The organism is Plantactinospora sp. BB1, from assembly GCF_003030385.1.
Classification (GTDB): domain Bacteria; phylum Actinomycetota; class Actinomycetes; order Mycobacteriales; family Micromonosporaceae; genus Plantactinospora.
The window spans coordinates 1,267,941-1,293,948 of record NZ_CP028159.1; the positions used below are offsets into that span (position 1 = coordinate 1,267,941).

Below are 26,008 nucleotides of genomic sequence, written 5' to 3' on the forward strand. Positions count from 1 at the left end.
ATGCAACGTGGCGTGTACTTCGACGCCTGGTTCCCCCGACAGCACTGCTACCACCCGAGCCTGCCGCCCCGCCGGCTCCGGATGATCGACGACCTGGTCGACTACCGGGCCACCACCCTGGTCTGGGCCTCCCTCGGCGGCGGCTCGATCTCGCTGCCCTACCTCGAACAGGAGGCGTTCGGCCCGGTCGACGCCCGGGCCCGGTTCTACGGCTTCGTCAACGACAGCGAGTTCATCGCCGCCGCCCAGGCCCGGGGGATCAAGGTCTTCGGAATCGTCTTCGAGGCGCAGGGCTGGGAGTTCCCGGTCGAACTCTCCGCCGGGGAGGACGAGATCCTCGCCCTCAACGAGCTGCGCGGGGTCGGGCACCGGGACTGGCTCGGGCTGCGCGAGTTCGGCCAGAACCGCTACCCGTTGCTCTGGAAGCCGGTCGAGCACTACTTCCCGGGCGGCCTGATCAACAGCGACGGCGAGCCGGTCACCGACCTGATCGAGGAGTGCTGCGCCCGGGACATCCGGCAGACCGCCCTGCACGCCCGCTGGGTCGAGTGCCCGGACCGTGAGCACCAGTGCTTCTACATGGACCGGAACAACCCGGTCTGGCGGGAGTACCTCAAGGCGGTCATCCGGATCCAGATCGACGCGGGCGTGGACGGGGTACAGCTCGACGAGACGGAGCTGCCGCTCGGCTCGCTCCAGTACGGCGGCTGCTTCTGCAAGGACTGCATGAAGGGCTTCCGGGCGTACCTGGCCGCGCTGCCGCCCACCGAACGCGACCCGCTGCTCGACGGGGTCGACCTGGAGACCTTCCACTACGGCGACTGGCTGCTGGAGCGCGGCTACGACTTCACCGACCGGCACGACGCGACGCCGCTCTTCGGCGAGTACTACCGCTACCAGTGCGACGCGATCCGCCGGCACTTCGCCGAGCTGGCCGCGCACGCCCGGTCGTACGCGGCGAGCAAGGGCCGCGAGGTGCTGGTCTCCGGCAACTTCTTCAACATGGACCCGCAGTACCTCGGGCTGGCCGACGACGTCGACGTGATCGTCACCGAGATGCGCAACACCACGTACCGGCAGCCGGAGTGGTACCGCTACGTCGCCGGCTTCGCCGGGGACAAGGACGTCATCGTGGTGGAGAACCCGTACGGCGGGGTGGTGCCGGAGCTGGTCGAGTTGCTGAAGAACGGTCGGGGGCACGACCTGCTGCGGCTCTCCTGCTACGAGGCGGCGGCGTTCGGGGTGAACATGGCGGTGCCGTACGGCTCCTGGATGGGCGCGACGATCCAGGACTCCTTCTCCGCCCCGCACGAGCTGGCGGCCGAGATCCAGGGGTTCCTCGCCGACCACGAGCGGTTCTTCGCCCGGGGCAGCCGCAACGAGGTGGCGGTGGTCTACAGCGTGGAGAGCAACCGGGATCTGGTGGCCCGGGCGGACATCGGCGACAACCTGCGCAACGCCCGGGACGAGAGCGTGCGGGTGCCGTACCGGGAGGTGACCTCGGCGCTGGCCGGCGCCGCCGTACCCTTCGACGTGCTGCTCTTCCCGGACGACCGGACGGCGCCGGACCGGATCACCGCCGACGATCTGCGGCGCTACGCCACGGTGCTGCTGCCGGCCTGCACCCACCTGACCCCGGCCCAGCTCGCGGCGGTGCGCGGCTACCTCGACGGCGGCGGCCGGGTGGTCCGGGTCGGCGGGCTCGGCGACAACCTCGGCGACCCGGACCGGGCGGCGCTGCTCGGCCATCCGGGGCTGACCGGGTCCGGGCCGGAGGACCTGGCGACGCTGCTGCCGCACGGCCGGCAGGTCGAACTCGCCGCGCCCGCCGGCACCGGCGCGGTCACAACCAACATCGCCGCGCTGGCGGACGGGTCGGCCGCCGTCCACCTGGTCAACTACGACTACCGGACCGACGAGGACGGGGTACGCCCGGTCGCCGACCTGGACCTTCGGGTACGGCTGCCGGAGCGGCTGCCGACCGCCACCGGGTACGGCTGCGACGGCACGGTCACCCCGCTCGACGTACGGGTCGAGGACGGCGGGTTCCACTCGGTACGGCTCGACGCGCTCGGCCCGTACGCCGTCGTCGTCTTCACAGCGGGCTGAGCGAAGGGGTGTGGGGATGCGGATAGCGGTGTTGACCGGTCCGGAGCGGTTCGAGATCGCCGAGGTACCGCCGCCGGAGATCGGCCCGGACGAGTTGCTGGTCCGGGTCGCGGCCAGCGGGGTCTGCGCGTCGGAGCTGGCCAGCTGGGCCGGCGACCCGCCGGTCGACTATCCCCGGCACCTCGGCCACGAGGTGAGCGGCACGGTGGCCGCGGTCGGTGCCGAGGTCGACTCGTTCGCCGTCGGTGACCCGGTCGGAGTCTGGGTCACCTCGCACGGCTTCGCCGAGTTCGTGGCCGCGAAGGCCGCGCACTGCCGGCCGGCCGGCGACGTACCGCTGGCCGAGGTGCTGGCCGAGCCGCTGGCCTGCGCGGTGAACGCGGTGGAGGAGGCCGACGTGCGGCTCGGCGACGACGTGGTGCTGATCGGCGCCGGCTTCATGGGCAACCTGGTGCAGTCGCTGGTCCGGTTGCGCGGGGTGCGGCAGCTCGTGGTCGCCGACACCCGGCCGGACGCGCTGGACCGGGCCAGGGCGCTCGGCGCGACCCGGGTGGTGGACGTCCGGCACGAGTCGCTGGCCGAGGTGGTCGGCGAGCTGACCGGCGGGCGGGGCGCCGACCTGACGTTCGAGTGCACCGGCGGGCAGGCGGCGCTGGACGCGGTCGGCGAGGTGACCCGGATGAGCGGCCGGATCGTGTTGGTCGGCTTCCACCAGGGGGCGCCGCGCCAGATCAACCTGGCGCACTGGAACTGGATGGCCTTCGGCATCGTCAACGCGCACTACCGGGACGTCGACACCATCATGCGCGGGATGACCGTCGGCATGCGGCTGCTGGTCTCCGGGGCCGTCTCGCTGCGTGGCCTGGTCACACACCGGTTTCCGCTGGCGGAGGTCGACGCCGCCTTCCGGGCCGCTCGGACCAAGCCGCCGGGCTTCGCGAAGGCGACGGTGACGTTCGACTGAGCCTCGCCGCCGACGGCGGCCGTCGCCCCAGCGTCAGGCGGAGCGCCGGACCACCAGGGGGCAGGGCAGCACGATGGTCCGGCCCTCCCCGGTGTACTCACCGGTCATCCGGCTGAGCAGCAGCTCACCGGCGCTCTGCCCGGTCTGGTACGCCGGGTTGCGCACCGTGGTGAGCGGCGGGTTGACGATGGTGGCCGCGTCGACGTCGTCGAACCCGACCACGGCGATGTCGTCCGGCACGGTCAGGTCCCGCTCGTGTACGGCGTCGATGGCGCCGATCGCGGTCAGGTCGTTGGCGCAGAAGACCGCGTCCGGGCGGCGGTCCGGCGGCAGCGCCAGCAGCCGGTGCATCGCGGCCCGGCCGCCCGGCCGGGTCCAGTCGCCGCGCACCATCAGCTCCGGCTCGACCGTGAACCCGTGCTCACGCAGGGCCCGCCGGTATCCCTCGTCGCGGGCCGAGCCGGTCGCCTCCGGTCCCTCGATCATGCCGATCCGGCGGGCGCCCCGCCGGATCAGGTGGCTGACGGCGGCGTGCGAGCCGACCCCGTCGTCCGGGGTGACCAGGTCGACGTGCGGGTCGTCGTCGAGGGCGCCGCCGACGCAGACGGCGGGGATGCCGAGGCCGGCCGGGCCGGTCCGCAGTTCGGCGGTGACGTCGCCGGCCGCCATCACCACCCCGTCCACTCCCCGGTCGCGTACGTCGGCCAGGAAGGCGTCCTCGCGTTCGGGTACGCCGTCGGTGTTGCAGACGTAGCTGCCGTAGCCGGCGCCGTCGACCGCGTCGGCGAGCCCCCGGGTGAGTACCGCGTAGAACGGGTTGGTGATGTCCGGTACGACCACGGCGACCATCCGGGAGCGTCGGGTACGCAGGCTCCGGGCCACGTTGTTGGGGCGGTAGCCGAGCTGTCGGATGACCTCCCGGACGGTTTCCTGGGTGGCCTCGGCGACCCAGCGCTTGCCGGAGAGCACGTGGGAGACGGTGGTCGGACTCACCCCGGCCAGCTTCGCCACCTGGACCAGGGTCACCCGGGTCTCGTCGGGACCGGGTGCCGGCGGCCGTGTCTGCGACATCGACCTCGCCCTCTCGCGTCGTTGACCGCTGCGGTGTCGGTCCGTACGGTAGCAAAACGTTTTCCTGTGTTCCTGCGGGATCGGACGGAGGAACCCGGATGACCCGACTCCTCGACCGGTACATGATCGACGGGCTGGTCGCCGACGGGCTGGTCGCGGGCGGTTCCGGCGTACAGGTGATGCGCCCCGACCTGCGGGACGTACCGGCGCACTGGCACGACTACTACGAGCTCGGCTACGTCCTCGACGGCACCGCCCGGCACGTGGTGAACGGGGTGCCCCGGCCACTCCGGCCGGGCGGCGTCTTCCTGCTCACCCCGACCGACTTCCACGAGCTGCACGTCACCTCGGACACGCCGTTGAGCTGCTACAACGTCGTGATCGAGCCGGACGTGGCGGAGCGGTGGCTGGACCGGGCGCTGCCGGTCCCGGCCGGGGTCGCCGGGCCGCCCTGGCTGACCGACGACCCGTCGTTCGGCCCCGACTTCGACCGGCTCTGGCGGGAGTCCTCCGACGGCCGGCGCCCCGGGGCGGCGGCGCTGGCCGACGCCGTGCTCGGCTGCATCCTGATCGAACTCGCCCGACGCTGCGCCGACCCGGTCGCGGCGGAGCCCGGACCGGAGCCGCGTGGCGGTGCCGATCCGGCCGGCGGCGACATCCGGCGGGCGGTGCAGTACATCGAGCGGCGGTTCCGCGAGCCGCTGACCCTGGCCGAGGTGGCGGCGTACGTGCACCTGTCGCCGAACTACTTCAGCGAGCGGTTCGGCCAGGTGGTCGGCACGTCCTTCCAGTCCTATCTACAGGCTCGCCGGCTGCGCTTCGCCCGCTCGCTGCTCGCCTCGACCAGCCTCGGGGTCACCGAGATCTGCCACGCGGCCGGCTTCAACAGCCCGTCGCACTTCGGGCGCGCGTACCGGCGCCGGTTCGGTCAGGCGCCGTCGGCCGGGCGTACCCCGAGACCGTCGCCGCCGGGCGAGCCGGGGTGGTCCGGTCCGGGTTGACCGGTGGCTGGTTAACCGCCGATTACCAGCCCGTTGCGTTTGTTACCCGAGATCTCTTGACATCCCTGGCCGGGCGGATGACCCTAGCCGCAGCATGCCAAACGTTTTGCACCTAGGTAGCCGTGACCCCACCACATTGGCGGCAACGACATAGGGAGCTGATCCGATGAAGCATCGCTCGCCCCGGAGAATCCTGGCGGTGGTCGCGACGGCCACCATCGCCGCCTCGGCCCTGGTCGGCTGTTCCAGCGGCGGTTCGTCCTCGGACGACCACGGTGCCGGCGAGGGACCCGTCCCCGAGCCGACCGCGCCGGTCACCATCTCGTTCGCCTCCTGGGTCGGCGAGCAGCCGGAGATGAAGAAGCTGGTCCAGCAGTTCCAGACCGAGCACCCCAACATCAAGATCGAACTTCAGAACGTACCCGCCGAGGAGGCGAACGAGAAGCTGACCGCGCAGGTCGCCGGAGGTAACCCGCCGGACGTGGCCTTCATCGACGCCAGCACCACGGCCAACTTCGCCTCCCGCAAGGCGCTGGTCAACCTCGACAACTACCTGCGGCGCAGCGAGATCGTCAAGGCCGACGCCTACGTACCGGCGTTCAAGACCTTCACCACCCACGACGGCAGCATGTACGGGCTGCCCTTCGACGGCGAGTCCACCGCACTCTTCTACCGGACCGACCTCTTCGCCGCCGCCGGGCTGAGCGGCCCGCCCACCACCTGGGAGCAGTACGAGGCGGCGGCGAAGGCGCTGACCGACCCGGCGAAGCGGACCTACGGGCACGCGATGTTCGCCAGCTCGCCCGAGGCGGCGTACTACTGGTACCCCTGGCTCTGGCAGAACGGCGGCCACCTGCTCTCCGACGACGGCAAGGAGGTGCTGTTCAACAAGGCCGAGGGGAAGAAGGCCGCCGAGTTCTACGTCAACCTGGCGAAGTACGCCCCCAAGGACTACCTCAACTCCAACTCGTACGACGGCCGTCAGGCGTTCGCCAACGGCCAGGTCGGGATGTACGTCGCGGGTTCGTGGTTCGCCGGTACCCTCGCCGACGAGTTCCCGGCGATCGACGGCAAGTGGGCCACGGCGCCGCTGCCGAAGGGCTCGGCCGGCTGCGGCACCACCATCGCCGGTGACGCGCTGGTCATCTTCAGCCAGAGCAAGAACAGCGACGCCGCCTGGAAGTTCATCGAGTTCCTCTCCAAGCCGGAGAACGTCGCGCAGTGGACCTACAAGTCCGAGGACGGCACCACCCTCCCGCCGATCACCAGCCTGCTGGAGTCACCCGACCTGGTGGCGACCAAGCCGGTGCTGAAGGGCTTCGCCGAGGCGATGCCGTGTGGGGTCAGCAACGTCGTCGCCAACCCCGACTGGCCGAAGATCGAGGAGGCCCTGAACGAGCAGCTCGCCAAGGCGATCTACGGCGAGCAGACGGCCGACCAGGCGCTGGACGCGGCCGCCGCGGAGGCCGAGAAGATCATCAGGTGAGGAACCGGGCCGGCCGCCATCCGTGGCCGGCCCGGCAACTCTTCGGGCAGACAGCCGAGCGAGGAATGGTGGTGGCAACGGTATGGCGGCGCTGACCGCAGCCCGGACCCCGGCTCCGGAACAGGGCGGGGGAACCCGGCGGCCCGGCCCCGGACCCGGCCGACGGCGACGCGGCGTACGGGGAACGCTCTGGCGGGCCTGGCGGGAGCGGTCGGCGTACGCCTTCCTGGCCCCCGGCCTGATCCTCTTCTCCGTCTTCACCGTCTTCGCGCTCGGCTTCGCCTTCTACCTGACGTTCCGGGAGTGGAACATCCTGGAGCCGGAGAAGCCCTTCGTCGGCCTCCAGAACTACCGGGACATGGTGCAGGACGAGGACTTCCGCCGCTCGATCATCAACACCGCCTACTTCACCGGCGCGTCCGTGCCGCTCGGCATGGCCGTCGGGCTCGGCGTCGCCCTGCTGCTCAACCAGCCGATCCGGGGTCGGGGCCTGCTGCGTACCCTCTACTTCCTGCCCAACATCACCCCGTTCGTGGTGGCGGCCATCGTCTGGAAGTGGCTCTACAACGGTGACTTCGGCCCGATCAACTTCTACCTGCTGAAGACCCACCTGATCAGGGAGCCGCTGGTCTGGCTCTCGGACAAGAACCTGGCGATGCCGGCCGTGGTGCTGATGAGCGTCTGGGCCAGCACCGGCTTCTCGATGGTGGTCTACCTGGCGGCGTTGCAGGCCATCCCGCACCAGCTCTACGAGTCGGCCCGGATCGACGGCGCCGGGCCGTGGGCCCGGTTCCGTTACGTGACGCTGCCGATGCTGGCCCCCTCGACGCTCTTCCTGATGGTGATGGGGATCATCGGCTCGTTCCAGGTCTTCACCCAGATCTACATCATGACCGGCGGCGGCCCGGTCAACCGGACCACCACGATGGTCTATTACATCTACGAGGCCGCCTTCAAGTTCTACGAGATGGGGTACGCCAGCACCCTCGCCTACGGGCTGTTCGTACTCCTGCTGGTCTTCACGGCGATCCAGCTCCGGCTCTACCGGAAGGCGGACCTGTGAGTCGAGGAAACCGAGGAGCCGTCGTGACCGCCACCGTGCAGGACCCGCCACCCGCCCCGACCGGCCCGGACCGGGTCGCCGCACCGGCCCGCCGGCCCGTGCTCGGACGCCGGCTCCGGTTCGCCGCCTGCTACCTGATCCTGGTACCCGGGGCGATCCTCTTCGTCGCCCCCTTCGCCTGGCTGGTCAGCGCCTCGTTCCAGCACGTCGGCGACATCTTCTCCTGGCCGCCGCAGTGGATCCCGGAGAATCCGACCCTCGACGGCTACAAGGGCTTCTTCGGCATCGGCAAGGCCGGCGAGCTGGCCCAGGGCAGCGAGGGCGCCTGGCGCTGGTTCCTGAACAGCGCCTTCGTGGCCACCTCGGTGACCGTGCTGCAACTGTTCTTCAACTCGCTGGCCGCCTACACCTTCGCGAAGCGGAAGTTTCCCGGCCGGGACGCGATCTTCCTGCTCTTCCTGGCCACCATGATGGTGCCGCCGCAGGTGACCCTGATCCCGAACTACCTGGTGCTCAAGCACATACCGTTCTTCGGCGGCAACGACGCGCTCGGCGCCGGCGGGCACGGCTGGCTCGACTCGTACTGGGGGCTGATCCTGCCCGGCGCGGTCAGCGCGTTCGGCATCTTCCTGCTCCGCCAGTACATGCTGGCGATCCCCGACGAGTTGCTGGACGCGGCCAGGATCGACGGTGCCGGCGAGTTCCGGGTCTTCTGGCGGGTGGTGCTGCCGCTCTGCGGCCCCGCCCTCGCCGCCACCGCGATCTTCACCTTCACCTACGCCTGGGAAGACTTCCTCTGGCCCCTGATCGTCATCTCCAGCTCCGACAAATACACTGCTCCGCTCGGTTTGGCCCTGTTCGTCGTGAAGAATCGGACATCCTGGAACCTGCTGATGGCCGGTTCGGTCGTCGCCACCCTGCCCATGATCGTGACCTTCCTGGTGTTCCAACGCCGGTTCATCCAGGGCATATCGATGAGCGGACTAAAAGGATGACCGAGAACGGCAGCGACCCGACCGGGGCGGAGAGCGGTGCGACCAGGGCGCTGGTCGAGGAACTCCTGAACGACGGCAACGGGGTGTTCCGGCTCGCGCCCGCCTTCGTCGCCCGCGACCTGGTGCCGCCCGGCCGGCGGCTCGGCCTGGCCGAGCAGGATTACGACCTCGGCGAGCGCGGCTTCGTCTGCGAACGCTGGCTCGGCTCGACCACCCGGGCCGACAACCGGATCGGCCCGCCCGACGAGGGGCTCGGCCACGTCGTCGACCGGGACGGGCGGCCCCGGCTGACCCTGCGGGACGCGGTACGCGCCGACCCGGCCGCGATCATGGGTACGGCGTACGCGGCGAGCCATCCGGAGGGGCTCGGTCGGCTCGCCAAGCTGCTCGACTACGGCGCCCGGATCCCGTACCACATCCATCCGCCGCAACGCTTCGCCGAGCTGGTCGGGCGGCGCTCGAAGGACGAGGCCTACTACTTCCCCGCCGGGGTGGAGACCGGCCCGCATCCGGAGACGTTCTTCGGGGTGCACCCGTGGATCGCCCGGGAGCGGGCGTACGACGTGCTGCTGCCGTACCTGGTCGACTGGGACAGCGACCTGATCCTCCGGCACTCCCGGGCCTATCTCCAGGTGCCCGACGACGGTTTCCAGGTGCCGTCCGGGGTGCTGCACGGTCCCGGCACCGCGCTGACGGTGGAGCTACAGGAGGACTCCGACGTCTTCGCCATGTTCCAGGCGCTCAACGCCGGCCGGATCATCGCCAAGGAACTGCTCTTCAAGGACGTCCGGCCACAGGACCGGCAGGCGCACGGCGAGCGGTTCCCGCTCGGGTTCGTCGAGTGGGAACTCAACGGCGATCCGTACTTCTACGAGCACAACCACCTGACACCGCGCCCGGCCGACCCGACCGCCTCGGCCGACGATGGCCGGGAGTGGTGGATCTTCTACAACACGCCGAAGTTCAGCGGCAAGAAGCTCGTCTTGCCTCCGGGACGGACCCACCGGTCGACGGAGCGCGGGGTGTACTCGATCCTCGTCTGGTCCGGCGCCGGTCGCTACTGCGGCCACGACGTGCGCGGCGGCGACGCCGAGCGGGACGAGCTGCTCGTCTCGCACGACGTGGCGACCGCGCCGCACCTGGTGGAGAACACCGGCTCGGAGGAGCTGGTGGTCTTCAAGTTCTTCGGCCCGGACGTCAACGACGACGCCCCGACGATCCCCCGGATCGCGCCGGCCTGACCCCGGGCCGGCTCCGGCAATCAGTGCCGCTGTCTCGGAAGGTCGATTGGGTAACCCTCTGGGTGACGCGGCACCGGCATCGCTGGGCGGACAGCCGGCAACCACAGGAGCGATCGGGGGCGGAGCGGGGGTTAGTCGGCGCGGAGACTGTCGAGCTGGGTGCACAGGCGGGGCACGGAAGCCGGGGTTGCCGACGGCGTGCTGCGGTTCGCCGTCGACCGGCGGGCGGGACCGGGGTTAGGGCGGCCCGGAAGGGTGGGCGCACAAGCGGGGCAGCTCGACAGTCTCCTCGGCGAGTATCCCCACCCCGCACCCAACCCGACGTGAGATCGCCGGTTCAGAGAGATCGGGAAGCACCGGGTTACCCGATCAACCTGCAAAGACAGGGCACTAGCGGCCGGGATTGACGTCCGGCTGCGTGGCCAGGTCGACGAAGCCGCGCCACTGACGAGGAGTGAACGTCAGGACCGGCCCGCGCGGGTCCTTGCTGTCCCGGACGAGGACCCGGCCGGGGAGGTTGTCAGCCACCTCGACACAGGTTCCGCTGTCGCTGCGGGTCGACTTGCGCCAGTTCGGGGCGTCACTCAGGTCCATTTCTCAGCCGTCCTCGTGATCAGTTCCAGGCTTTGTTGACTGGGTAGAGCGTAGTCCCGGATGGCCTCCCAGGCACTCTCAAGATTCGTCGTGGCATCCGGGCTCTCCACGAGCCGACCCTCCAGATGTCCTTCCAGGAAGCCGATCAACCGGCCGTCCACCGTCGCGATGGCCAGCGCGCCGTCCATTCCCACGTAGGCACCGGCGTCGAACGGAACGACCTGCACCCGGATGTGGGGCTGCTCGCACGCTGTCACCAGGGTTTTCAACTGGTCACGCATGACGTCCGCGTCGCCGACCCGGCGGTGCAGGACTCCTTCGTCGACGACCGCGACCAACTGACAGGGGTCAGGACGGCGGCGGAGGATTTCCTGCCGGCCGAACCGAGTCGCCAGAATGCTATCGACGGAGTCGGCCTGGACACGGTAGCCGGCGAGGACCGCACGCGCGTACGCCTCGGTCTGCAACATCCCGGGAATCAGCAGTGGTTGGAAGACCCTGAGCAGGCTCGCCCGGCCCTCGTGCTCGATGAAGGGCCGGTACCAGACAGGGACGAGTTCTCCCTTCACGAACATGCGGTAGAACTCCATGAAGGTGGTGCCGAACGCGCGATCGACAGCGCCCAGATAGTCGGGAAGCGGCGGACGCTCACCTCGTTCCACGGCACCGACGTGCTTCGCCGAGAAGTGGATTCGTTCTCCCCAAGCTTCCTGTGTCAGACCGAAGATCTCCCTGGTACGACGGAGGTCTCTTACCAGATATTCGCTCGCGGACATAGGCTTTCACGTCCCCCAAATCTCTCCAGCCCTGATCGTCAGGTTCATCGACCTGACTGCGCGTTTCCCGAGCCCGGTCAGCATTTTGCCGCCCAGGTGGGGCCACAGTCCAGGGTGGATTCCAGGTCTTCGCCCAACCCCGCGTGGCTGCGCCGAGCCGGAGTGCGTGTCCACGCTTTTCGAGCGGAAGGGAATTGACCATCACCTCTGGCGGAAAATCGGATCCCTGTCACCGCCGATCTTCCGGCGGCTCTGGCGCTCCCCGATCAGCCGTACGAGCTTTGCAGAGCGGTGACGAATCGCCTCAGCGGGACGCGGGTCGGTCAGCACCTCGTCCGGGCCGCCGCCTCGACGACGAGGAGCGATGGCAAGCGCCATCCGACGGCGGGCGCGACCGTCCCGGCCGTCGCCCCGGCCGTCCGTCCCGACGGGCAGGCTTGTCAGCTTCAACTCAGATTGCATACTGTAGTCAGCATAACGCATACGGGAAGGCACGCCGCTGCTGCGTCGCCTCGGCGCCACGCGGACGTCGTACGAGAAGGGAGCAGCCCGTGCGAGTTGCAGTGCTCGGAGCCGGCGCCATCGGCGCGTACGTCGGTGCGTCCCTGTGCCGGGCCGGGGTGGATGTCCAACTGATCGCCCGCGGCGCACACCTGGCCGCGCTGCGGGCACACGGGGTACGGGTGCACAGTCCCCGGGGAGACTTCGCGGCGCACCCGCACGCCACCGACGACCCGCGCGAGGTCGGGCCGGTGGACTATGTGTTCCTCGGCCTCAAGGCGCACTCCTACGCCTCGGCGGGGCCGCTGCTGGAACCGCTGCTCGGCCCGGAGACCGCCCTGATCGCGGGGCAGAACGGCATCCCGTGGTGGTATTTCCACAAGCTACCGGGGCCGTACGAGGGCCAGCGGATCGAGGCCGTCGACCCGGGCGGGGCGACCTCGGCGGTGATGGCCCCGGAACGGGCGATCGGCTGTGTGGTCTACCCGGCCACGGTGATCGAGTCGCCCGGGGTGATCCGGCACCTGGAGGGGACCCGGTTCTCCATCGGGGAGCCGGACGGCACGATCTCGCAGCGGTGCCAGCGGTTCAGCGACGCGATGGTGGCCGGCGGGCTGAAGTGTCCGGTCGAGCCGCGACTGCGGGACGACATCTGGATCAAGTTGATGGGCAACGTGTCGCTGAACCCGATCAGCGCCCTGACCAGGGCGACCATGGCGGAGATCTGCGAGAGCCCGGGTACCCGCCGGGTGGTCGAGCAGATGATGGCCGAGACGCTCGACATCGCCAACCGGGTCGGCAGCACGCCGGAGATTTCGATCAGCAAGCGGGTCGAGGGCGCCCGGCGGGTCGGCCACCACAAGACCTCGATGTTGCAGGACCTCGAGGCGGGCAAGGAGATGGAACTCGACGCGGTGGTCGCCGCCGTGGTCGAGATCGCCGACATCACCGGTGCGCCGGCACCCACGCTGCGCACCATCTACGCCGCGACCGAGCTGCTGGCCAAGACCATGGCCCGGCCGGCGCCCACCCCCAGCGTGACGGCGGCCTGACGGGTCCCCCACCAGCACCGGCGTACCGGCGAGGCGCCGGGCAGGTATTGCACTGAATCTGCCGACAGAATACTGTATGCAGACCTCCTAACCGGTCCTGCCGGGCACCGGGATCCGGTGCCGGTCAGCCGAGGGACGCACCGGACGCACCGATCCCCGTCCCGGCCCGGCGCTCTCGCCAATCCACAGGACAACTTCCCGACCCACGCCACTACCCGGAGGTCTGAACGCATGGCCAAGATTCCCTGCATGGACGCCGTCGTCTCGGTGCTCGCCTCGGAGGGCGTGGACATCGCCTTCGGCTGCCCCGGTGCCGCGATCCTGCCGCTCTACGCGGCGCTGCGGCGCAGCGACATCCGGCACCTGATCGTCCGGCACGAGGAGGGCGCCACCCACATGGCCGACGGCTGGGCCCGGACCAACGGCCGGGTCGGCGTCGCGATCGGCACCTCCGGCCCGGCCGGTACCAACATGATCACCGGTCTCTACACCGCACAGGCGGACTCCATCCCGATGGTCTGCATCACCGGCCAGGCGCCGACCGCCAAGCTGCACCAGGAGGCGTTCCAGGCGGTCGACATCGTCGAGATCGCCAAGCCGGTGACGAAGTGGGCGGTGCAGGTCAAGGAGGCGGCCCAGGCACCCTGGATCTTCCGGGAGGCGTTCCGGGTCGCCCGCTCCGGGCGCCCCGGTCCGGTACTGATCGACCTGCCGATCGACGTGGCACGGCAGGAGATCGAGTGGGACGCCTCGATCGACGCCCCGCTGCCGGTGACCCGGGTCGAGCCCCACCTGCCCCGGGTGGAGCGGACCCTGGACATGCTGCTCGCCGCCGAGCGACCGCTGATCCTGGCCGGTGGCGGGGTGATCATCGGCGAGGCGAGCGACCTGCTCCGGGAGGTCGCCGAGACGCTGAACATCCCGGTCCAGGTCACCCTGATGGGCAAGGGCGCGATCCCGGAGGACCACGACCTCTTCGCCGGGATGACCGGCATCCAGACCACCCAGCGGTGGGGCAACGCCTCCTTCCTGGAATCCGACCTGGTGCTGGCGCTCGGCGCCCGGTTCGGCGACCGGCACACCGGGGACCTGCCGACCTACCGGGGCGACCGGAAGTTCATCCACGTCGACATCGAACCGACCCAGCTCGGCAAGGTGTTCGGCCCGGACCTCGGGATCGTCTCGGACACCGGGGCCTTCCTCGCCGCGCTGCTCGACGCCGTACGGCGCCGGGGGGTGCGGCGGGACCGGGGCGAATGGGTCTCGACGGTGCGCAAGCTGCGCGAGACGCTGCGCCGCCGCGACGACTTCGATTCGGTACCGGTCAAGGCGCCCCGGGTCTTCAAGGAAATCAACGAATTCTTCGGCCCGGACACCTACTTCGTCACGGCGATCGGTCTCTACCAGATCTGGTCCGGACAGTTCCAGCAGGTCTTCAAGCCCCGGCACTACCAGGTCTGCGGCCAGGCCGGCCCGCTGGGCTGGGAGATCCCGGCGGCGATCGGGGTGAAGTCCGCCCGACCCGACGCCGAGGTGGTCGGGGTGGTCGGCGACTATTCGTTCCAGTTCCTGGTCGAGGAGCTCGCGGTCGCCGCGCAGTACAACATCCCGTTCGTGTTGGTCATGCTGAACAACGAGTATCTCGGGCTGATCCGGCAGGCCGAGATCGGCTACGAGATGAACTACGAGGTGGACATCCACTACGACGAGTACGGCACGGACAACGTCAAAATCATGGAGGCGTACGGCTGCGCCGGCCGCCGGGTACTGCGGCCCGACGAGATCGCCGACGCCCTCGCCTGGGCCAGCAAGGAGGCCCGGCGGACCAGCCGTCCGGTACTGGTCGAGGTGATGATCGAGCGGGAGGCGAACACCGCGCACGGGCTCTCCATCGCCCAGGTCAACGAGTTCGAGCCGGTACCGGAGGTCGAGTACCGGGACGCGGTCTCGGGCTGAGCCGGCCCGGCGGCCCCGGGTTCGGGGCCCGTGGCGGAGCGAGCGCGTCCCGGCCTGCGGTCGGGGCGCGCTTGTCCTCAGGACGGCCGTTGCCGAGGCACCAAATGGAATCGTTCCCGATCAATGCTCCTTGCCGACCGAGAAGTGCATCTGGACTACTGTATGCTATAACCCACAATGGGGCGCCAGCGCCCGATCGATTCTCGCAGCCGGAGGTAGTCCATGACCGAATGGGGCGGCTCGGCCTCACCCGCCGGCGGCAGTGGTGGTCGACGACGGCTCGCCTCGGCCCGTCGCGAGCCACGGGCCGTCCGGCAGCCCCTGGAGCGGCCCGCGCCGCTGCGCCAGGCGGTCTACGACGTCATCGCCGAGATGATCATCAATCGTGAGCTGCGCCCCGGCGAGCACCTGGTCGAGAACGAACTCGCGGCCCAGCTCGGCGTCAGCCGGCAACCGGTCCGGGAGGCGCTGCAACGGTTGCAGAGCGAGGGATGGGTGGACCTGCGCCCGGCGCTCGGCGCGTTCGTGCACGTGCCGACCGAGGAGGAGGCCGACCAGCTCCTCGCCACCCGTACCCTGCTGGAGTCCGAGTCGGCCCGGCTGGCGGCCCGACAGGCAACGCCGGAGCAGATCGAGCGGCTGCGCGAGTTGCAGGCCGCCGGGGAGAAGGCGTTGCAGGACGACGACCAGGTGGAGCTGGTCGACGCGAACGCGGCCCTGCACGCGTACGTGGTGGAGATGTCCGGCAACAAGGTCCTCGCCGAACTGATCGCAATGGTCGACCGGCGGGTGCGGTGGTATTACTCCCCGATCGCCCGCTCCCGGGGCCGGGAGGCCTGGGACGAGCACGCGGAGCTGATCGAGGTGATCGCCAGCCGCAACGGCCGGCGGGCCGGCGAGCTGATGCGCAAGCACACCGAGCGCACCCGGGAGAGCTACCACCAGCGCCGCAAGGAGGCCGCCGAACGGGAAGCGCTGGGCTGACCCCGCTCCCCCGCTCCCCCGCACCGTCACGCCGCACGTCCCGTCGACTCCCGACGGGACGTGCGGCGTTGGTTCACGGTGCCCGGTGCGTGCGCGTACGGGTCTCCGAGTCCGGCCCGCATCCCCTCACAGCCGGATGGATTTCTTGTTCATGAACTCCTCGATGCCGGCCGCGCCGAGTTCCCGACCCATCCCGGAGCGCTTGATCCCGCCGAACGGCAGGTCGGCCTGCGACCCACCGGCGCTGTTCAGGTACACCATGCCGGACTCGATCTGGCCGGCAACCCGGCGCAACCGCTCGGGATCCGTGCCCCAGACGCTGGCGCCGAGCCCGAACGGCGAGTCGTTCGCGATCGCGACCGCCTCCTCCTCGGTCTCCGCCCGGAAGACCAGCACCACCGGGCCGAAGATCTCCTCGTAGTAGGCGTCCATCTCGCGGGTCACGTCGGTGAGCACGGTGGCTTCGAGATAGGCGCCGGGCCGGTCGAGCCGACGTCCACCGGTACGCAGCGTCGCGCCCTGCCGGACGGCCTTCTCCACCTGACCGGCCACCTCGTCGGCGGCGGCGACCGAGGCCAGCGGCGGCAGCTTCGTCGCGGGATCGCCGGGGTCGCCCGGTACGAAGGTCTCGGCCACGTGCGCGGTCAGCCGCTCGACGAACTCCTCGTAGATGTCGGCGAGCACGATCATCCGCTTCGGCGAGTTGCACGACTGGCCGCAGTTGCGCATCCGGGCGGTCGCGGTGGCCCGCACCGTCTGCTCCATGTCGTCGGTGTCCAGCAGGATCAGCGGGTCGGAGCCGCCCAGCTCCAGGACGACCCGCTTCAGGTTCTTTCCGGCCTCGGCGGCGACCGAGATCCCCGCCCGCTCGCTGCCGGTCAGCGAGACCCCCTGGATGCGGGGGTCCCCGAGTATCCGGGGGACCTGCGAGCTGGACGCGAAGATGTTCACGTACACGTCCTCGGGCACTCCGGCGTCGTGCAGGATCCGCTCGATCGCGACTGCCGACCGGGGGCAGATCGAGGCGTGCTTCAGCAGGATCGTGTTGCCGAGGACCAGGTTCGGCGCCGCGAACCTGGCGATCTGATAGCAGGGGAAGTTCCACGGCATGACGCCGAGCAGCGGCCCGATCGGGTTCTTGGTGATGACGGCCCTGCCGCCCCTGATCTCCAGCGGCTCGTCGGCCAGCAGCGCGGGACCGTTGTCGGCGTAGTACCGGAAGATGTCGACGACGACGCCGATCTCACCGCGCCCCTCGTTGATCCGCTTGCCCATCTCCAGCGTCATCGTCTCCGCCAGCTCGTCGGCGCGCTCGGCGAACAGGTCCGCCGCCCGGGACACGATGCCGGCCCGCTCGGCGACCGGCCGACGCCGCCACGACTGGTACCCGTGGTGGACGCGCTCGATCGCCGCACGGACCTCCGCCTCGGTCGCGTTCTCGATCTTCTCGATCAGTTCACCCGTCGCCGGGTCGGTAACTGTGTACATGGGGATCCACGCCTCCGTTCTCTACCAGCGCTGTGCCGGGACACTCTGTGATTACGCCTGCGTGCTGTGCACAGGCTTGCCGGATGCGAGGCTCCTCGCCGGTCGCGGGGAACGCGCCGGACGGCCGGGATCCGGTCGACGGCGGCGGGCAGCGCCACGGCAGTCGTACCCGGATCGGTCCGGTGGCGGCGACCCGGAGCCGCCCGGCGGATCCGCACGGGCGGTCGGCCTCCGGGGCGGCAGCTCGCCGGGGCGGCAGCTCGCCGGGCGGCCCGACCACGATGCGGGACGCCCCGCCCACCACGGCGAGTACGCGATCGCGCGTCGCCGGGGCGCCCACCCACGCCGCGGGTTCGTCGGAGCGGTGGCCGGTGTCGTTGTCGTTGCTCAGAACGCGTGAGCCGGCCGAGTCGTCCGGGCGGGACGTTCGACGCCCTCCCCGCCGGCCCGGCCGGTACGGTGCCGCCCGGCCATCGCCCCCGCACCGTGCGGTGCGGGGGTGACGCTCGTGCTCACCGCTGTACCGTGATGCCCTTCGGGTTGAGGTGGGCGATGTTGCCGCTCTCGGTTCCGTCGGTGGGGTCGATGACGCAGTCGATGAGCGCGGGCTTGCCCAGGGCCAGGGCCTCGCGAAGGGCGGCGGTGACCTCCGCCGGTGTCGTCGCCCGGTAGCCCTTCCCGCCGAACGCGGCGATCATGAGGTCGTGCCGGGCCCGCAGGGCGGTCGGTGCCGGATCCTCGGAGGTCGACCCCTCGTCGCCACGGTAGACCCCGCTGTTGTTCAGCACGATCGTGACCACGGGCAGCCCGTAGCGGCAGATCGTCTCCAGCTCCATGCCGCTGAACCCGAACGCGCTGTCGCCCTCGATGGCGACGACCGGGTCTCCGCTCTCGACCGCGGCGGCGATCGCGTACCCCATGCCGATGCCCATCACGCCCCAGGTGCCGCTGTCCAGCCGGTGTCGCGGCACCTGCATACCGATCGTGTTGCGGGCCAGGTCGAGCGCGTTCGCGCCCTCGTTGACGACGTACGTCTGCGGGTTCTCCCGCAGGACGTCGCGGATGGCTTGCAGGGCGCCGAGGAACTTCATCGGGTGTGCGGTCTCGGCGGCCTTGAGGCGCTTGGCCATCTTGCCGACGTTCTCCGCGGAGCGGGCCGAGAGCTCGTCCCGCCACTGGGTCGGTACGGCGATCTGGCCCGGCTTGGTCCGGTCGATCAGGGCCTGCAGCACCGAGCCGACGTCACCGACGAGCGGCGCCGCGATCGGCTGGTTGCTGTCCAGCTCGGTGCTGGCGATGTCGACCTGGATGAACTTGGCGTCGGGGTTCCACTGCGGTGCGTCGCCGTGCCCGAGCAGCCAGTTCAGGCGCGCACCGACCAGCAGCACGACGTCGGCCCGGCGTAGCGCCAGCGATCTGGTGCTGGCCACCGACTGCGGGTGGTCGTCGGGCAGCAGGCCCTTCGCCATCGACATGGGCAGGTAGGGCACGCCGGTCAGCTCGACGAACTGGCGGATCTCCTCGTCCGCCTGCGCGTACGCCGCGCCCTTGCCGAGCACGACGAGCGGCCGCTCGGCGCCCGCGAGCAGTTCGATCGCGCGGTCCAGGGCGGCGGGTTCGGGCATCTGCCGCGGTGCCGGGTCGACGACCCGCCACAGTGACGCGGCGCCCAGATCGGCATCGATGACCTCGCCGAGGACCGCGGCCGGGATGTCGAGGTAGACCCCGCCCGGTCGGCCGGAGACGGCGGTGCGGATCGCCCGGGCCACGCCCCGGCCGATGTCCTCGGCCCGGTGCACCCGGTAGGCCGCCTTGGCGAACTGTCGGGCCGCCGCGAGCTGGTCCATCTCCTCGTAGTCGCCCCGTTGCAGGTCGACGAGGTGCCGCTCGCTGGAGCCGGAGATCTGCACCATCGGGAAGCAGTTCACGGTGGCGTTGGCCAGCGCCACCAGCCCGTTGAGGAAGCCCGGAGCGGAGACCGTCAGGCAGATTCCCGGCTTCTTCGTCAGGAACCCGGCCGCCGCCGCGGCGTGCCCGGCAGCGCTCTCGTGCCGGAAGCCGATGAAACGGATGCCGGACGCCTGCGCCAGGCGGGCCAGGTCGGTGATCGGGATGCCGACGACGCCGTAGATGGCGTCGACCTCGTTGAGCTTGAGCGCGTCGACGACCAGATGGATCCCGTCGGTGAGTTTCTTCGCACTTACCAGGCCGCCGGCTTCTGACTCCCGGAGGGAAGCGATGGTCATGATCAGGGTCCTCCATCATCGTCGTGCGCACGGGAAGCGACGTCCTTCCCCTCGCCGTCCCTAGAAGTGCATACCGTATGGGGTAGGCAATAATCGTGGACCATGTGACAGCGGGGTGTCTAGGGGGTGGCAGAGACGTTTTCCGGGCAGGCCGGCCCGTACCGGCGCCGAGCTGGCGGTCGTGGACCGGGCGGCGACGCGGTGGCTTTGGTCACTGGATCGGTTTTTTGTATACCGAAGGCGGTATCCTGGGAGCGTCGAACAAGGACCTGTCGCCGGACAGGACGAGCACGAGGACGAGGGTTTGTGGTGACGCGGCACCGGGTAGCTCCACAGAGGAGAGGCCGGCGTACCGTTCACACCACCGACCGGGCCGCCAGGCTGCGGCCCCGCACGGCCGCCGCGGGCGACCCCCGCCGGTCATCGATCCGGCGACAGACACAGATCCGGCCGCCACGCGACGAGGCGTGACGGCGAAGATCCGGCGACCCGGGGTGTGCCCGGCCCCACCAGGCACACCCGGGTGTCCTGCCGGACCACCGTCCCGGACGGTCTCACGCCGCCCGGTCCGGTGCGCACGGTCCCGGGAAGCGTCGTTTCCCGGGAAGACCGACAAGCAGGAGTGATGCTGTCATGACCACCTGGCGAACGTTCGCACGTTCCCTGACCCGACTCTCCGACCGGCTGGCCCTGCCGACCGGATTCCCGGCTGACGGCCGCTCCCTCGGGCTCGGCCTGGCGGCCGCGCTGGAGAACCAGCGTCGGGCCGCCCGGCCGAGCGACGAGGAGATCGAGCGCTTCCTCCGTGGCTCCGCCTCGGACGAAGACCTGATCAAGGTCTGACGACCGGTCAGACCGCGTCCCGGTCCGCCGTCACGGTGTCGCGGGTAGCGGGGGTTTCGGCCCCCGCTCCCTCCGTGGCGGCGGACTGTCGTTCCGCCCCGTCCCGCCGGGACTTCGCCAGGCTCGCCACGGTGGTGACCAGCAGCGTGCCGACGATGACCCCGAGCGAGACGGCGATCGGCACCGACGGCGCCCAGGAGACCCCGTCGTGGTGCGCCGCCTCCAGCACGAGCTTGACGCCGATGAAGGCCAGGATGAACGCCAGGCCCTTGCTGAGGTACACCAGCCGGTCGAGCAGGCCACCGAGCAGGAAGTAGAGCTGCCGCAGGCCCATCAGCGCGAACGTGTTCGCGGTGAAGACCAGGTACGGCTCCTGGGTCAGTCCGAAGATCGCCGGAATCGAGTCGAGCGCGAACAGCAGGTCGGTGGTACCGATGGCGATCATGACGATCAGCATCGGAGTCACCATCGTCCGACCGTTCAGCCGGACGAAGACCGACGCGCCCCGGTACGACTCCGTGGTCGGCAGGATCCGCTTCGCCGTACGGAGGGCGACGTTCTCGGAGAACTCGTCCTCCTGCTGCGGAGCGACCAGCTTGACCGCGGTGTAGATCAGGAACGCGCCGAATAGGTAGAAGAGCCAGTCGAACCGGGCGACCGCCTGGGCGCCCGCCGCGATGAAGATGCCCCGCATCAGCAGCGCCAGCACGATGCCGATCAGCAGCACCTTCTGCCGATATTGGACCGGCACCGCGAACCGGCTCATGATGATGATGAAGACGAAGAGGTTGTCGACACTGAGCGAGTACTCGGTGAGCCAGCCGGCGAAGAACTGTCCTCCGTAGCTGACCCCCGCCGTCCCCATCACCGCGAACCCGAAGGCGATGGCGGCCAGCACGTAGAAGCTCACCCAGGCGACGCACTCCCGGAAGGCCGGCTCGCGCGGGTTGCGGGCGACCAGGTAGAAGTCGAAGGCGATCATCACCAGGAAGCCGACGATCGTCACGGCCCATACCCAGACCGGCAGGTTCATAGTTCTCCCTTTGCTCGGAACAGGGCCGGTCGGCCGTTACCCCGACCGGCGGCCCGGGCCCGCCGACGGCTCTCCCGGGCCTTCCACTGCGCCTCGGCGTGCCGCAGGTAGAAGGCGTACAGCCGGTCGGCGGCCGGGTTGCGGTGCCGGATCCGGCGCAGCCAGCCCGGTGCGATCCGCTCGTGCAGCCAACTGAACCCGATCGCGAAGCCGAGGCTGACGATCGCCTGGTAGGCCAGGAAGCCGGGCAGGTCCGGCGGCAGCGCCGGCCGGCCGACGACCATCAGGCCGACCAGCATCTCGTGGGTCACCCGGGCGACCGGGAAGCCGATGAACCAGTAGAGCGCCGCCGGGGCGAAGACGCCCGGTGAGGCGATGCCGGTGGCCAGCAGCAGCCCGAAGCCGCCGCCGAGCAGCACCAGCGGCAGGCCGAGCCCCAGGCCGGTGGCCAGGGCCCAGCCGACCGGTTGGCCGGCGAGCAGCGCGAGCCCGGCGGCCGCCACCCCGGCGGTCGCCCCGATGCCGGCTCCCGGCAGGGCGAGCTCACCGAGGTGGCGTACTTTGTCGCCGGTCATGTCCTCTCCCCGTTCTGTCCGGTCACAGCGCTTCGCCGGCTCATATGACCACACCGAACCGGATCAGACTGTAGATCAACATCCCGAGATAGAACACCGCGCCGAACCCGATCACGGCGTTCTGCACGATGCCCGGCCGGATCGGCTTCGGCAGCATCCGGTTGTTCACCAGCAGCAGGACGACGCAGTACGCGCCCATCGCGAAGGTGGAGAGGAAGGCCAGTACGTCGAGGATCGCCCCCGGGCCGTCCGCCGGACCGAAGTTCAGGATCAGGATGCCGAAGGTGATGACGCCCCAGAGGAACCCGGCGTACAGCTTCGACATGCTGAACCGCTTCGCCCCGGGTACGAAGTGGTAGGTCATGTCCGCCTGGCCCCGGGAGAACGAGTCGAAGAGGCCGAGCGTGGCGTTCAGACCGATCAACGCGATGAACCCGAGGAAGACCCCGTGCAGCACCGGCGCCCCGGCCGAGGCGAACGCGTCGGCCATCGCGGTCAGCGCCGCCTCCCGCTCACCGTCGCGGATCACGTCCCCGACGCCCGGGTTCTCCCGGACGGCGGTCTGGGCCAGCACCGTGAACGAGATGGTGACCAGCATCGTGACGCCCCAGAAGAGCAGCAGGGCGTCGAAGGTGACCCAGCGCCGCCAGCCCTTCCACTTCTTCATCTCCTCCGGGTTGTCGGTGTCGAACATGAAGCCGCGGGAGGGCATCTCCTCCTGGTCACCCGCGTGCCGCAGGCCGCGGATCTTCGGGATGTGCGCGCCCATGCCGGCACCGGAGTCCCGCAGGTGCAGCGTGTACCACATCTGCTGCATCCCGGACGGGCCGGCGAAGGCGATCGCACCGACGATCACCGGGAACCAGGCCGCCGACATCGCCTCGCTGGGCAGGTAGCCGAAGTGGAACATCCCGGCGAGGGTCGAGGTGACGTCGCTCCACTGGCCGACGATGGAGGCGACCACCGAGGTGCCGACCACGAGTACGCCGATCAGGATCCCGAGCAGGCTCTCCAGCAGCGGGTAAATCACCTTTGCCAGGCTGAACACCACGCCGACCAGGATCAGTCCGACACAGGCACTGACCGTCCAGGGTATCCCGGTCACCTCCTCGAAGGCGGCGGCGCCGGTGGAGAGGTGTCCGGGCCAGATGTAGACCAGGATCGCCACGCTGAAGAAGAACCACATCAGTGGTTTGAAGACCCGGGCGGCCCCGAAGAAGATGCTCTCCCCGGTGGCCATCGCGTACCGGGCCATCTCCAGCATCACGAAGGCCTGCAGGGTCACACCGATCAGGAAGAGCCACCGGATCTCCGGTCCGAAGATCAGGACCAGCCGGGGCCACATGTACGACTCGCCCATCCCCACGCCGAGCGCGACGAGGAAGACGGTCGGGCCGAGCAGGTGGACCGAGGGCGGAGCCTTGGGCAGCTCCCGGATCGGCATCGGTTCGAGTTTTCCGGCCCGCCACACCCGTTCCTCGGTGGGCGGGGCCGGCGGGACGGCACCGCCGCGCTGCTCGGGCAGCGCCGCGGTACCGGCCGCCGGGGTGGTACTTGTCGGCTGAGTTGGGTAAGGGCTGTTCGAAGCGTCCACGCTGGACCTCCTGGGGACTGTGACGTCGTACGGAGCCGGAGGACGGGCCGGTTCCGACGCTTGTGTCCGTTGACCCTTGGCCGCGGAGCGGGTCGCCGTGTCGCTTAGTGGCCCCTCCAACTGCCCGGTCGGGTGGAACTGTCGTGCATCGCTCAGCGGCCGTCCGGTTGGCCGCCCAGCAGACCGGCGGAACGTGCCCACCGGTACTTGGCGCCGAGCACCGCGACCGGCTTCTCCGTGGTGTACGGATAGGCGACGATCCCGTGCCGGTACAGGTGCTCGCTGGCCTCCTCGACCTCGACGTCCCCGGCGAGGGAGGCGACCACCGGCTTGTGGATGCCCTTGGCCCGGAACTCCTCGACCACGTCGACGACCAGCTCGGCGAAGACCATCGGCGGGGTGACGATGGTGTGCCAGTAGCCGAGGATCAGCGAGTGGATGCGGGGGTCGGACAGACCCAGGGCGATGGTGTTGCGGTAGGTGGACGGCGGCTCGCCGCCGGTGATGTCCACCGGGTTGCCGGCCGCGCCGAACGGCGGGATGAACGCGCGGAACGCCTCGTCCAGGTCCGGCGGGATCTCCATCAGGGTGAGCTTGTTGTCCACGCAGGCGTCCGAGAGCAGTACCCCGGAACCGCCGGCGCCGGTGATGATGACGACGTTCTCGCCCTGCGGGGTGGGCAGCAGCGGGATGCCCCGGGCGTACTCCAGCAGGTCGTTCAGGCCGGGGGCCCGGATGACGCCGTTGGAGCGCAGGATGTCGTCGTAGACCTTGTCGTTGCCGGCCAGCGCGCCGGTGTGCGAGCTGGCCGCCCTGGCACCCTGGTCGGTGCGGCCCGCCTTGAGCACCACCACCGGCTTGGTCTTCGAGACCCGGCGGGCGGTGTCGGCGAACGACCGGCCGTCCTTGAGGTCCTCCAGGTGCATGGCGATGAGCTGGGTGTTCGGGTCGCTCTCGAAGAAGGTCAGCAGGTCGTCCTCGTCGATGTCGGCCTTGTTGCCGACCCCGACGATCGCGGAGACGCCCATCTTGGCGGCCCGGCTGAAGCCGAGGATCGCCATCCCGATGCCGCCGCTCTGCGAGGAGAGCGCCACCCCGCCCTTGACGTCGTACGGGGTGCAGAACGTCGCCGACAGGTTCTCCGGGGTGTAGTAGTAGCCGTAGATGTTCGGCCCGAGGATGCGTACCCCGTGTTCGCGGGCGACCCGGACGACCTCGGCCTGCAACTCGTGGTTGCCGGTCTCGCCGAAGCCGGACGGGATCAGGATCGCCCCGGCGACGCCCTTGGCGCCGACCTCGGCCAGCGCCTGCGGCACGAACTTGGCCGGGATCGCGAAGACCGCCACGTCGACCGGGCCGGGCACGTCGGCGATGCTCCTGAACGCCTTGCGGTCCAGGATCTCGCTGGCCTTCGGGTTGATCGGGTAGATCTCGCCCTGGTAGCCGCCGTTGACCAGGTTCTTCATCACCGAGTTGCCGATCTTGCCGGCCTCGGCGGAGGCGCCGATCACGGCGACCGAGGCGGGCCGCATGATCCGGTTCATGCTGGCCAGGATCTCCTCGTCGGTGAAGCGCTCCGGCTGCACGGCGGCGGCCGGGTCGACCAGGATCCGCACGTCGACCGCGGTCGCGCCGGCGGCGGTGGCCAGCACCGGGTTGAGGTCCACCTCGGCCAGCTCGGGGAAGTCGGTGACCAGGTTCGACAGCCGGACGACCAGGTCGGCCAGTACCTCCCGGTTGGCCGGCTCGGCGCCGCGTACGCCGCGCAGGATCTCGGCGGCGGCGATCCCGTCGATCATCGACAGCGCGGTCTCGGTGTCGGTCGGGGCGAGCCGGAACTGGACGTCCTTGAGCACCTCGACGAGTACGCCGCCGAGCCCGAACGCGACCACCTTGCCGAAGGTCGGGTCGGTGACCGTACCGACGATGACCTCGTGGCCGGAGTCGAGCTGCTGCTGCACCTGCACCCCGACGATCTTGGCATCCGCCCTGTACGCCCGCGCGTTGCCGAGAATCGTGTCGTACCCGGAAGCCACCTCCTCGGCCGTGCGCAGGCCGACCAGCACGCCGCCGGCCTCGGTCTTGTGCAGGATGTCCGGTGAGACGATCTTCAGTACCACCGGCAGGCCGATCCGCTCGGCCAGCGCCACCGCCTCCTCGGCGCTGCCGGCCAGACCCTCACCCGGGGTGGCGATCCCGTACGCCTCGACCACCAGCCGCCCCTCGGGGGCGGTCAGCGAACTGCGGCCCTCCGCGGCGGCCTGGTCCAGCACCCGCCGCACTGCCTCGCGGTCGTAGCTGCTGTCGTTGGTTGGCATTACGTCGTCTCCTTCAAACGCCGGTGCCGGCGGGCCGGCGGGCCGGGAACGTGCGGGTTCTGGTCGGACGGAGCGGTGGGGCGGTGCGGTGCCGGGCGCCGCCGTGACGGCGCCCGGC

General features: G+C 70.1%; 20 protein-coding genes. 11 read left to right on the plus strand and 9 right to left on the minus strand.

What is annotated here, in order from left to right; all coding sequences use genetic code 11:
* Both C6W10_RS05465 and C6W10_RS05470 read left to right on the plus strand, forming a co-directional pair.
* Entirely contained in the window at positions 1–2,109 is a 2,109-nt protein-coding gene (locus C6W10_RS05465; RefSeq protein WP_159104476.1) for a hypothetical protein, read from the plus strand.
* Between the two features lie 16 nt (positions 2,110–2,125).
* Positions 2,126–3,073 (plus strand): zinc-binding dehydrogenase, encoded by a 948-nt coding sequence (locus tag C6W10_RS05470; protein ID WP_107257081.1) that lies wholly within the window; start codon positions 2,126–2,128, stop codon positions 3,071–3,073.
* Between the two features lie 33 nt (positions 3,074–3,106).
* Here C6W10_RS05470 and C6W10_RS05475 read toward each other — a convergent pair whose 3' ends face one another.
* Positions 3,107–4,144: a LacI family DNA-binding transcriptional regulator gene (locus C6W10_RS05475; protein WP_107257083.1), complete on the minus strand. Its 1,038-nt coding sequence runs from the start codon at positions 4,142–4,144 to the stop codon at positions 3,107–3,109.
* Positions 4,145–4,242: 98 nt separating this feature from the next.
* Between C6W10_RS05475 and C6W10_RS05480 the strand changes: the two genes are divergently transcribed.
* The 5 genes from C6W10_RS05480 to C6W10_RS05500 all read left to right on the plus strand — a co-directional run bounded on the left by C6W10_RS05480 (position 4,243) and on the right by C6W10_RS05500 (position 9,930).
* Positions 4,243–5,145 carry an AraC family transcriptional regulator gene (locus tag C6W10_RS05480; RefSeq protein ID WP_107257085.1) on the plus strand — a complete coding sequence of 301 codons (903 nt, stop codon included), beginning with the start codon at positions 4,243–4,245 and terminating at the stop codon, positions 5,143–5,145.
* Between the two features lie 166 nt (positions 5,146–5,311).
* Complete coding sequence (locus C6W10_RS05485; protein WP_107257086.1) at positions 5,312–6,631, plus strand: sugar ABC transporter substrate-binding protein; 1,320 nt, start codon at positions 5,312–5,314, stop codon at positions 6,629–6,631.
* 82 nt (positions 6,632–6,713) lie between these two features.
* Entirely contained in the window at positions 6,714–7,694 is a 981-nt protein-coding gene (locus C6W10_RS05490) for a carbohydrate ABC transporter permease (protein ID WP_107257088.1), read from the plus strand.
* Between the two features lie 23 nt (positions 7,695–7,717).
* The gene (locus C6W10_RS05495; RefSeq protein ID WP_159104477.1) at positions 7,718–8,689 is read left to right on the plus strand and encodes a carbohydrate ABC transporter permease; all 972 of its coding nucleotides are present in this window, start codon (positions 7,718–7,720) and stop codon (positions 8,687–8,689) included.
* The gene (locus C6W10_RS05500) at positions 8,686–9,930 is read left to right on the plus strand and encodes a hypothetical protein (RefSeq protein WP_107257092.1); all 1,245 of its coding nucleotides are present in this window, start codon (positions 8,686–8,688) and stop codon (positions 9,928–9,930) included. The genes C6W10_RS05495 and C6W10_RS05500 overlap by 4 nt, the downstream gene beginning before the upstream one ends.
* Before the next feature lie 390 nt (positions 9,931–10,320).
* On the opposite strand, the gene C6W10_RS05505 is transcribed toward C6W10_RS05500, so the two are convergent.
* Both C6W10_RS05505 and C6W10_RS05510 read right to left on the minus strand, forming a co-directional pair.
* Positions 10,321–10,524 carry a DUF397 domain-containing protein gene (locus C6W10_RS05505; protein ID WP_107257094.1) on the minus strand — a complete coding sequence of 68 codons (204 nt, stop codon included), beginning with the start codon at positions 10,522–10,524 and terminating at the stop codon, positions 10,321–10,323.
* A complete protein-coding gene (locus C6W10_RS05510) occupies positions 10,515–11,300 on the minus strand; it encodes a helix-turn-helix transcriptional regulator (protein WP_107257096.1) in 786 nt (261 codons plus the stop codon). Before C6W10_RS05510 ends, C6W10_RS05505 begins: the two co-directional genes overlap by 10 nt.
* A 551-nt stretch (positions 11,301–11,851) precedes the next feature.
* Here C6W10_RS05510 and C6W10_RS05515 point away from each other — a divergent pair.
* From C6W10_RS05515 to C6W10_RS05525, 3 genes are all read left to right on the plus strand, one after another.
* Positions 11,852–12,853: a 2-dehydropantoate 2-reductase gene (locus tag C6W10_RS05515; RefSeq protein ID WP_107257098.1), complete on the plus strand. Its 1,002-nt coding sequence runs from the start codon at positions 11,852–11,854 to the stop codon at positions 12,851–12,853.
* 231 nt (positions 12,854–13,084) lie between these two features.
* Entirely contained in the window at positions 13,085–14,809 is a 1,725-nt protein-coding gene (gcl, locus tag C6W10_RS05520; RefSeq protein ID WP_107257100.1) for a glyoxylate carboligase, read from the plus strand.
* A gap of 222 nt (positions 14,810–15,031) precedes the next feature.
* The gene (locus tag C6W10_RS05525; RefSeq protein ID WP_101365491.1) at positions 15,032–15,793 is read left to right on the plus strand and encodes a GntR family transcriptional regulator; all 762 of its coding nucleotides are present in this window, start codon (positions 15,032–15,034) and stop codon (positions 15,791–15,793) included.
* A 126-nt stretch (positions 15,794–15,919) separates the two neighbouring features.
* On the opposite strand, the gene C6W10_RS05530 is transcribed toward C6W10_RS05525, so the two are convergent.
* Together C6W10_RS05530 and oxc are read right to left on the minus strand one after the other, a co-directional pair.
* A complete protein-coding gene (locus C6W10_RS05530) occupies positions 15,920–17,281 on the minus strand; it encodes an NAD-dependent succinate-semialdehyde dehydrogenase (RefSeq protein WP_107257102.1) in 1,362 nt (453 codons plus the stop codon).
* Positions 17,282–17,793: 512 nt separating this feature from the next.
* The gene (gene oxc / locus C6W10_RS05535; protein ID WP_107257104.1) at positions 17,794–19,527 is read right to left on the minus strand and encodes an oxalyl-CoA decarboxylase; all 1,734 of its coding nucleotides are present in this window, start codon (positions 19,525–19,527) and stop codon (positions 17,794–17,796) included.
* 633 nt (positions 19,528–20,160) lie between these two features.
* Between oxc and C6W10_RS05540 the strand changes: the two genes are divergently transcribed.
* Positions 20,161–20,370 (plus strand): hypothetical protein, encoded by a 210-nt coding sequence (locus tag C6W10_RS05540; protein ID WP_107257106.1) that lies wholly within the window; start codon positions 20,161–20,163, stop codon positions 20,368–20,370.
* A gap of 7 nt (positions 20,371–20,377) precedes the next feature.
* On the opposite strand, the gene C6W10_RS05545 is transcribed toward C6W10_RS05540, so the two are convergent.
* The 4 genes from C6W10_RS05545 to C6W10_RS05560 all read right to left on the minus strand — a co-directional run bounded on the left by C6W10_RS05545 (position 20,378) and on the right by C6W10_RS05560 (position 25,890).
* Positions 20,378–21,403 carry a TerC family protein gene (locus C6W10_RS05545; RefSeq protein ID WP_107257108.1) on the minus strand — a complete coding sequence of 342 codons (1,026 nt, stop codon included), beginning with the start codon at positions 21,401–21,403 and terminating at the stop codon, positions 20,378–20,380.
* Complete coding sequence (locus C6W10_RS05550; RefSeq protein WP_107257110.1) at positions 21,400–21,978, minus strand: hypothetical protein; 579 nt, start codon at positions 21,976–21,978, stop codon at positions 21,400–21,402. The genes C6W10_RS05545 and C6W10_RS05550 overlap by 4 nt, the downstream gene beginning before the upstream one ends.
* 40 nt (positions 21,979–22,018) lie before the next feature.
* The gene (locus C6W10_RS05555; RefSeq protein WP_199853875.1) at positions 22,019–23,572 is read right to left on the minus strand and encodes an Nramp family divalent metal transporter; all 1,554 of its coding nucleotides are present in this window, start codon (positions 23,570–23,572) and stop codon (positions 22,019–22,021) included.
* 152 nt (positions 23,573–23,724) lie between these two features.
* Entirely contained in the window at positions 23,725–25,890 is a 2,166-nt protein-coding gene (locus C6W10_RS05560; protein ID WP_107257112.1) for an acetate--CoA ligase family protein, read from the minus strand.
* Between the last annotated feature and the right edge of the window lie 118 nt (positions 25,891–26,008).

What these genes read in the sequence shown, in the direction of transcription:
- C6W10_RS05465 (WP_159104476.1), top strand. Translation starts at nt 1, where the DNA reads ATGCAACGTGGCGTGTACTTCGACGCCTGGTTCCCCCGACAGCACTGC.
- C6W10_RS05470 (WP_107257081.1), top strand. Translation starts at nt 2,126, where the DNA reads ATGCGGATAGCGGTGTTGACCGGTCCGGAGCGGTTCGAGATCGCCGAG.
- C6W10_RS05475 (WP_107257083.1), bottom strand. Translation starts at nt 4,144, where the DNA reads ATGTCGCAGACACGGCCGCCGGCACCCGGTCCCGACGAGACCCGGGTG.
- C6W10_RS05480 (WP_107257085.1), top strand. Translation starts at nt 4,243, where the DNA reads ATGACCCGACTCCTCGACCGGTACATGATCGACGGGCTGGTCGCCGAC.
- C6W10_RS05485 (WP_107257086.1), top strand. Translation starts at nt 5,312, where the DNA reads ATGAAGCATCGCTCGCCCCGGAGAATCCTGGCGGTGGTCGCGACGGCC.
- C6W10_RS05490 (WP_107257088.1), top strand. Translation starts at nt 6,714, where the DNA reads ATGGCGGCGCTGACCGCAGCCCGGACCCCGGCTCCGGAACAGGGCGGG.
- C6W10_RS05500 (WP_107257092.1), top strand. Translation starts at nt 8,686, where the DNA reads ATGACCGAGAACGGCAGCGACCCGACCGGGGCGGAGAGCGGTGCGACC.
- C6W10_RS05505 (WP_107257094.1), bottom strand. Translation starts at nt 10,524, where the DNA reads ATGGACCTGAGTGACGCCCCGAACTGGCGCAAGTCGACCCGCAGCGAC.
- C6W10_RS05510 (WP_107257096.1), bottom strand. Translation starts at nt 11,300, where the DNA reads ATGTCCGCGAGCGAATATCTGGTAAGAGACCTCCGTCGTACCAGGGAG.
- gcl (WP_107257100.1), top strand. Translation starts at nt 13,085, where the DNA reads ATGGCCAAGATTCCCTGCATGGACGCCGTCGTCTCGGTGCTCGCCTCG.
- C6W10_RS05525 (WP_101365491.1), top strand. Translation starts at nt 15,032, where the DNA reads ATGACCGAATGGGGCGGCTCGGCCTCACCCGCCGGCGGCAGTGGTGGT.
- C6W10_RS05530 (WP_107257102.1), bottom strand. Translation starts at nt 17,281, where the DNA reads ATGTACACAGTTACCGACCCGGCGACGGGTGAACTGATCGAGAAGATC.
- oxc (WP_107257104.1), bottom strand. Translation starts at nt 19,527, where the DNA reads ATGACCATCGCTTCCCTCCGGGAGTCAGAAGCCGGCGGCCTGGTAAGT.
- C6W10_RS05540 (WP_107257106.1), top strand. Translation starts at nt 20,161, where the DNA reads ATGACCACCTGGCGAACGTTCGCACGTTCCCTGACCCGACTCTCCGAC.
- C6W10_RS05545 (WP_107257108.1), bottom strand. Translation starts at nt 21,403, where the DNA reads ATGAACCTGCCGGTCTGGGTATGGGCCGTGACGATCGTCGGCTTCCTG.
- C6W10_RS05550 (WP_107257110.1), bottom strand. Translation starts at nt 21,978, where the DNA reads ATGACCGGCGACAAAGTACGCCACCTCGGTGAGCTCGCCCTGCCGGGA.
- C6W10_RS05560 (WP_107257112.1), bottom strand. Translation starts at nt 25,890, where the DNA reads ATGCCAACCAACGACAGCAGCTACGACCGCGAGGCAGTGCGGCGGGTG.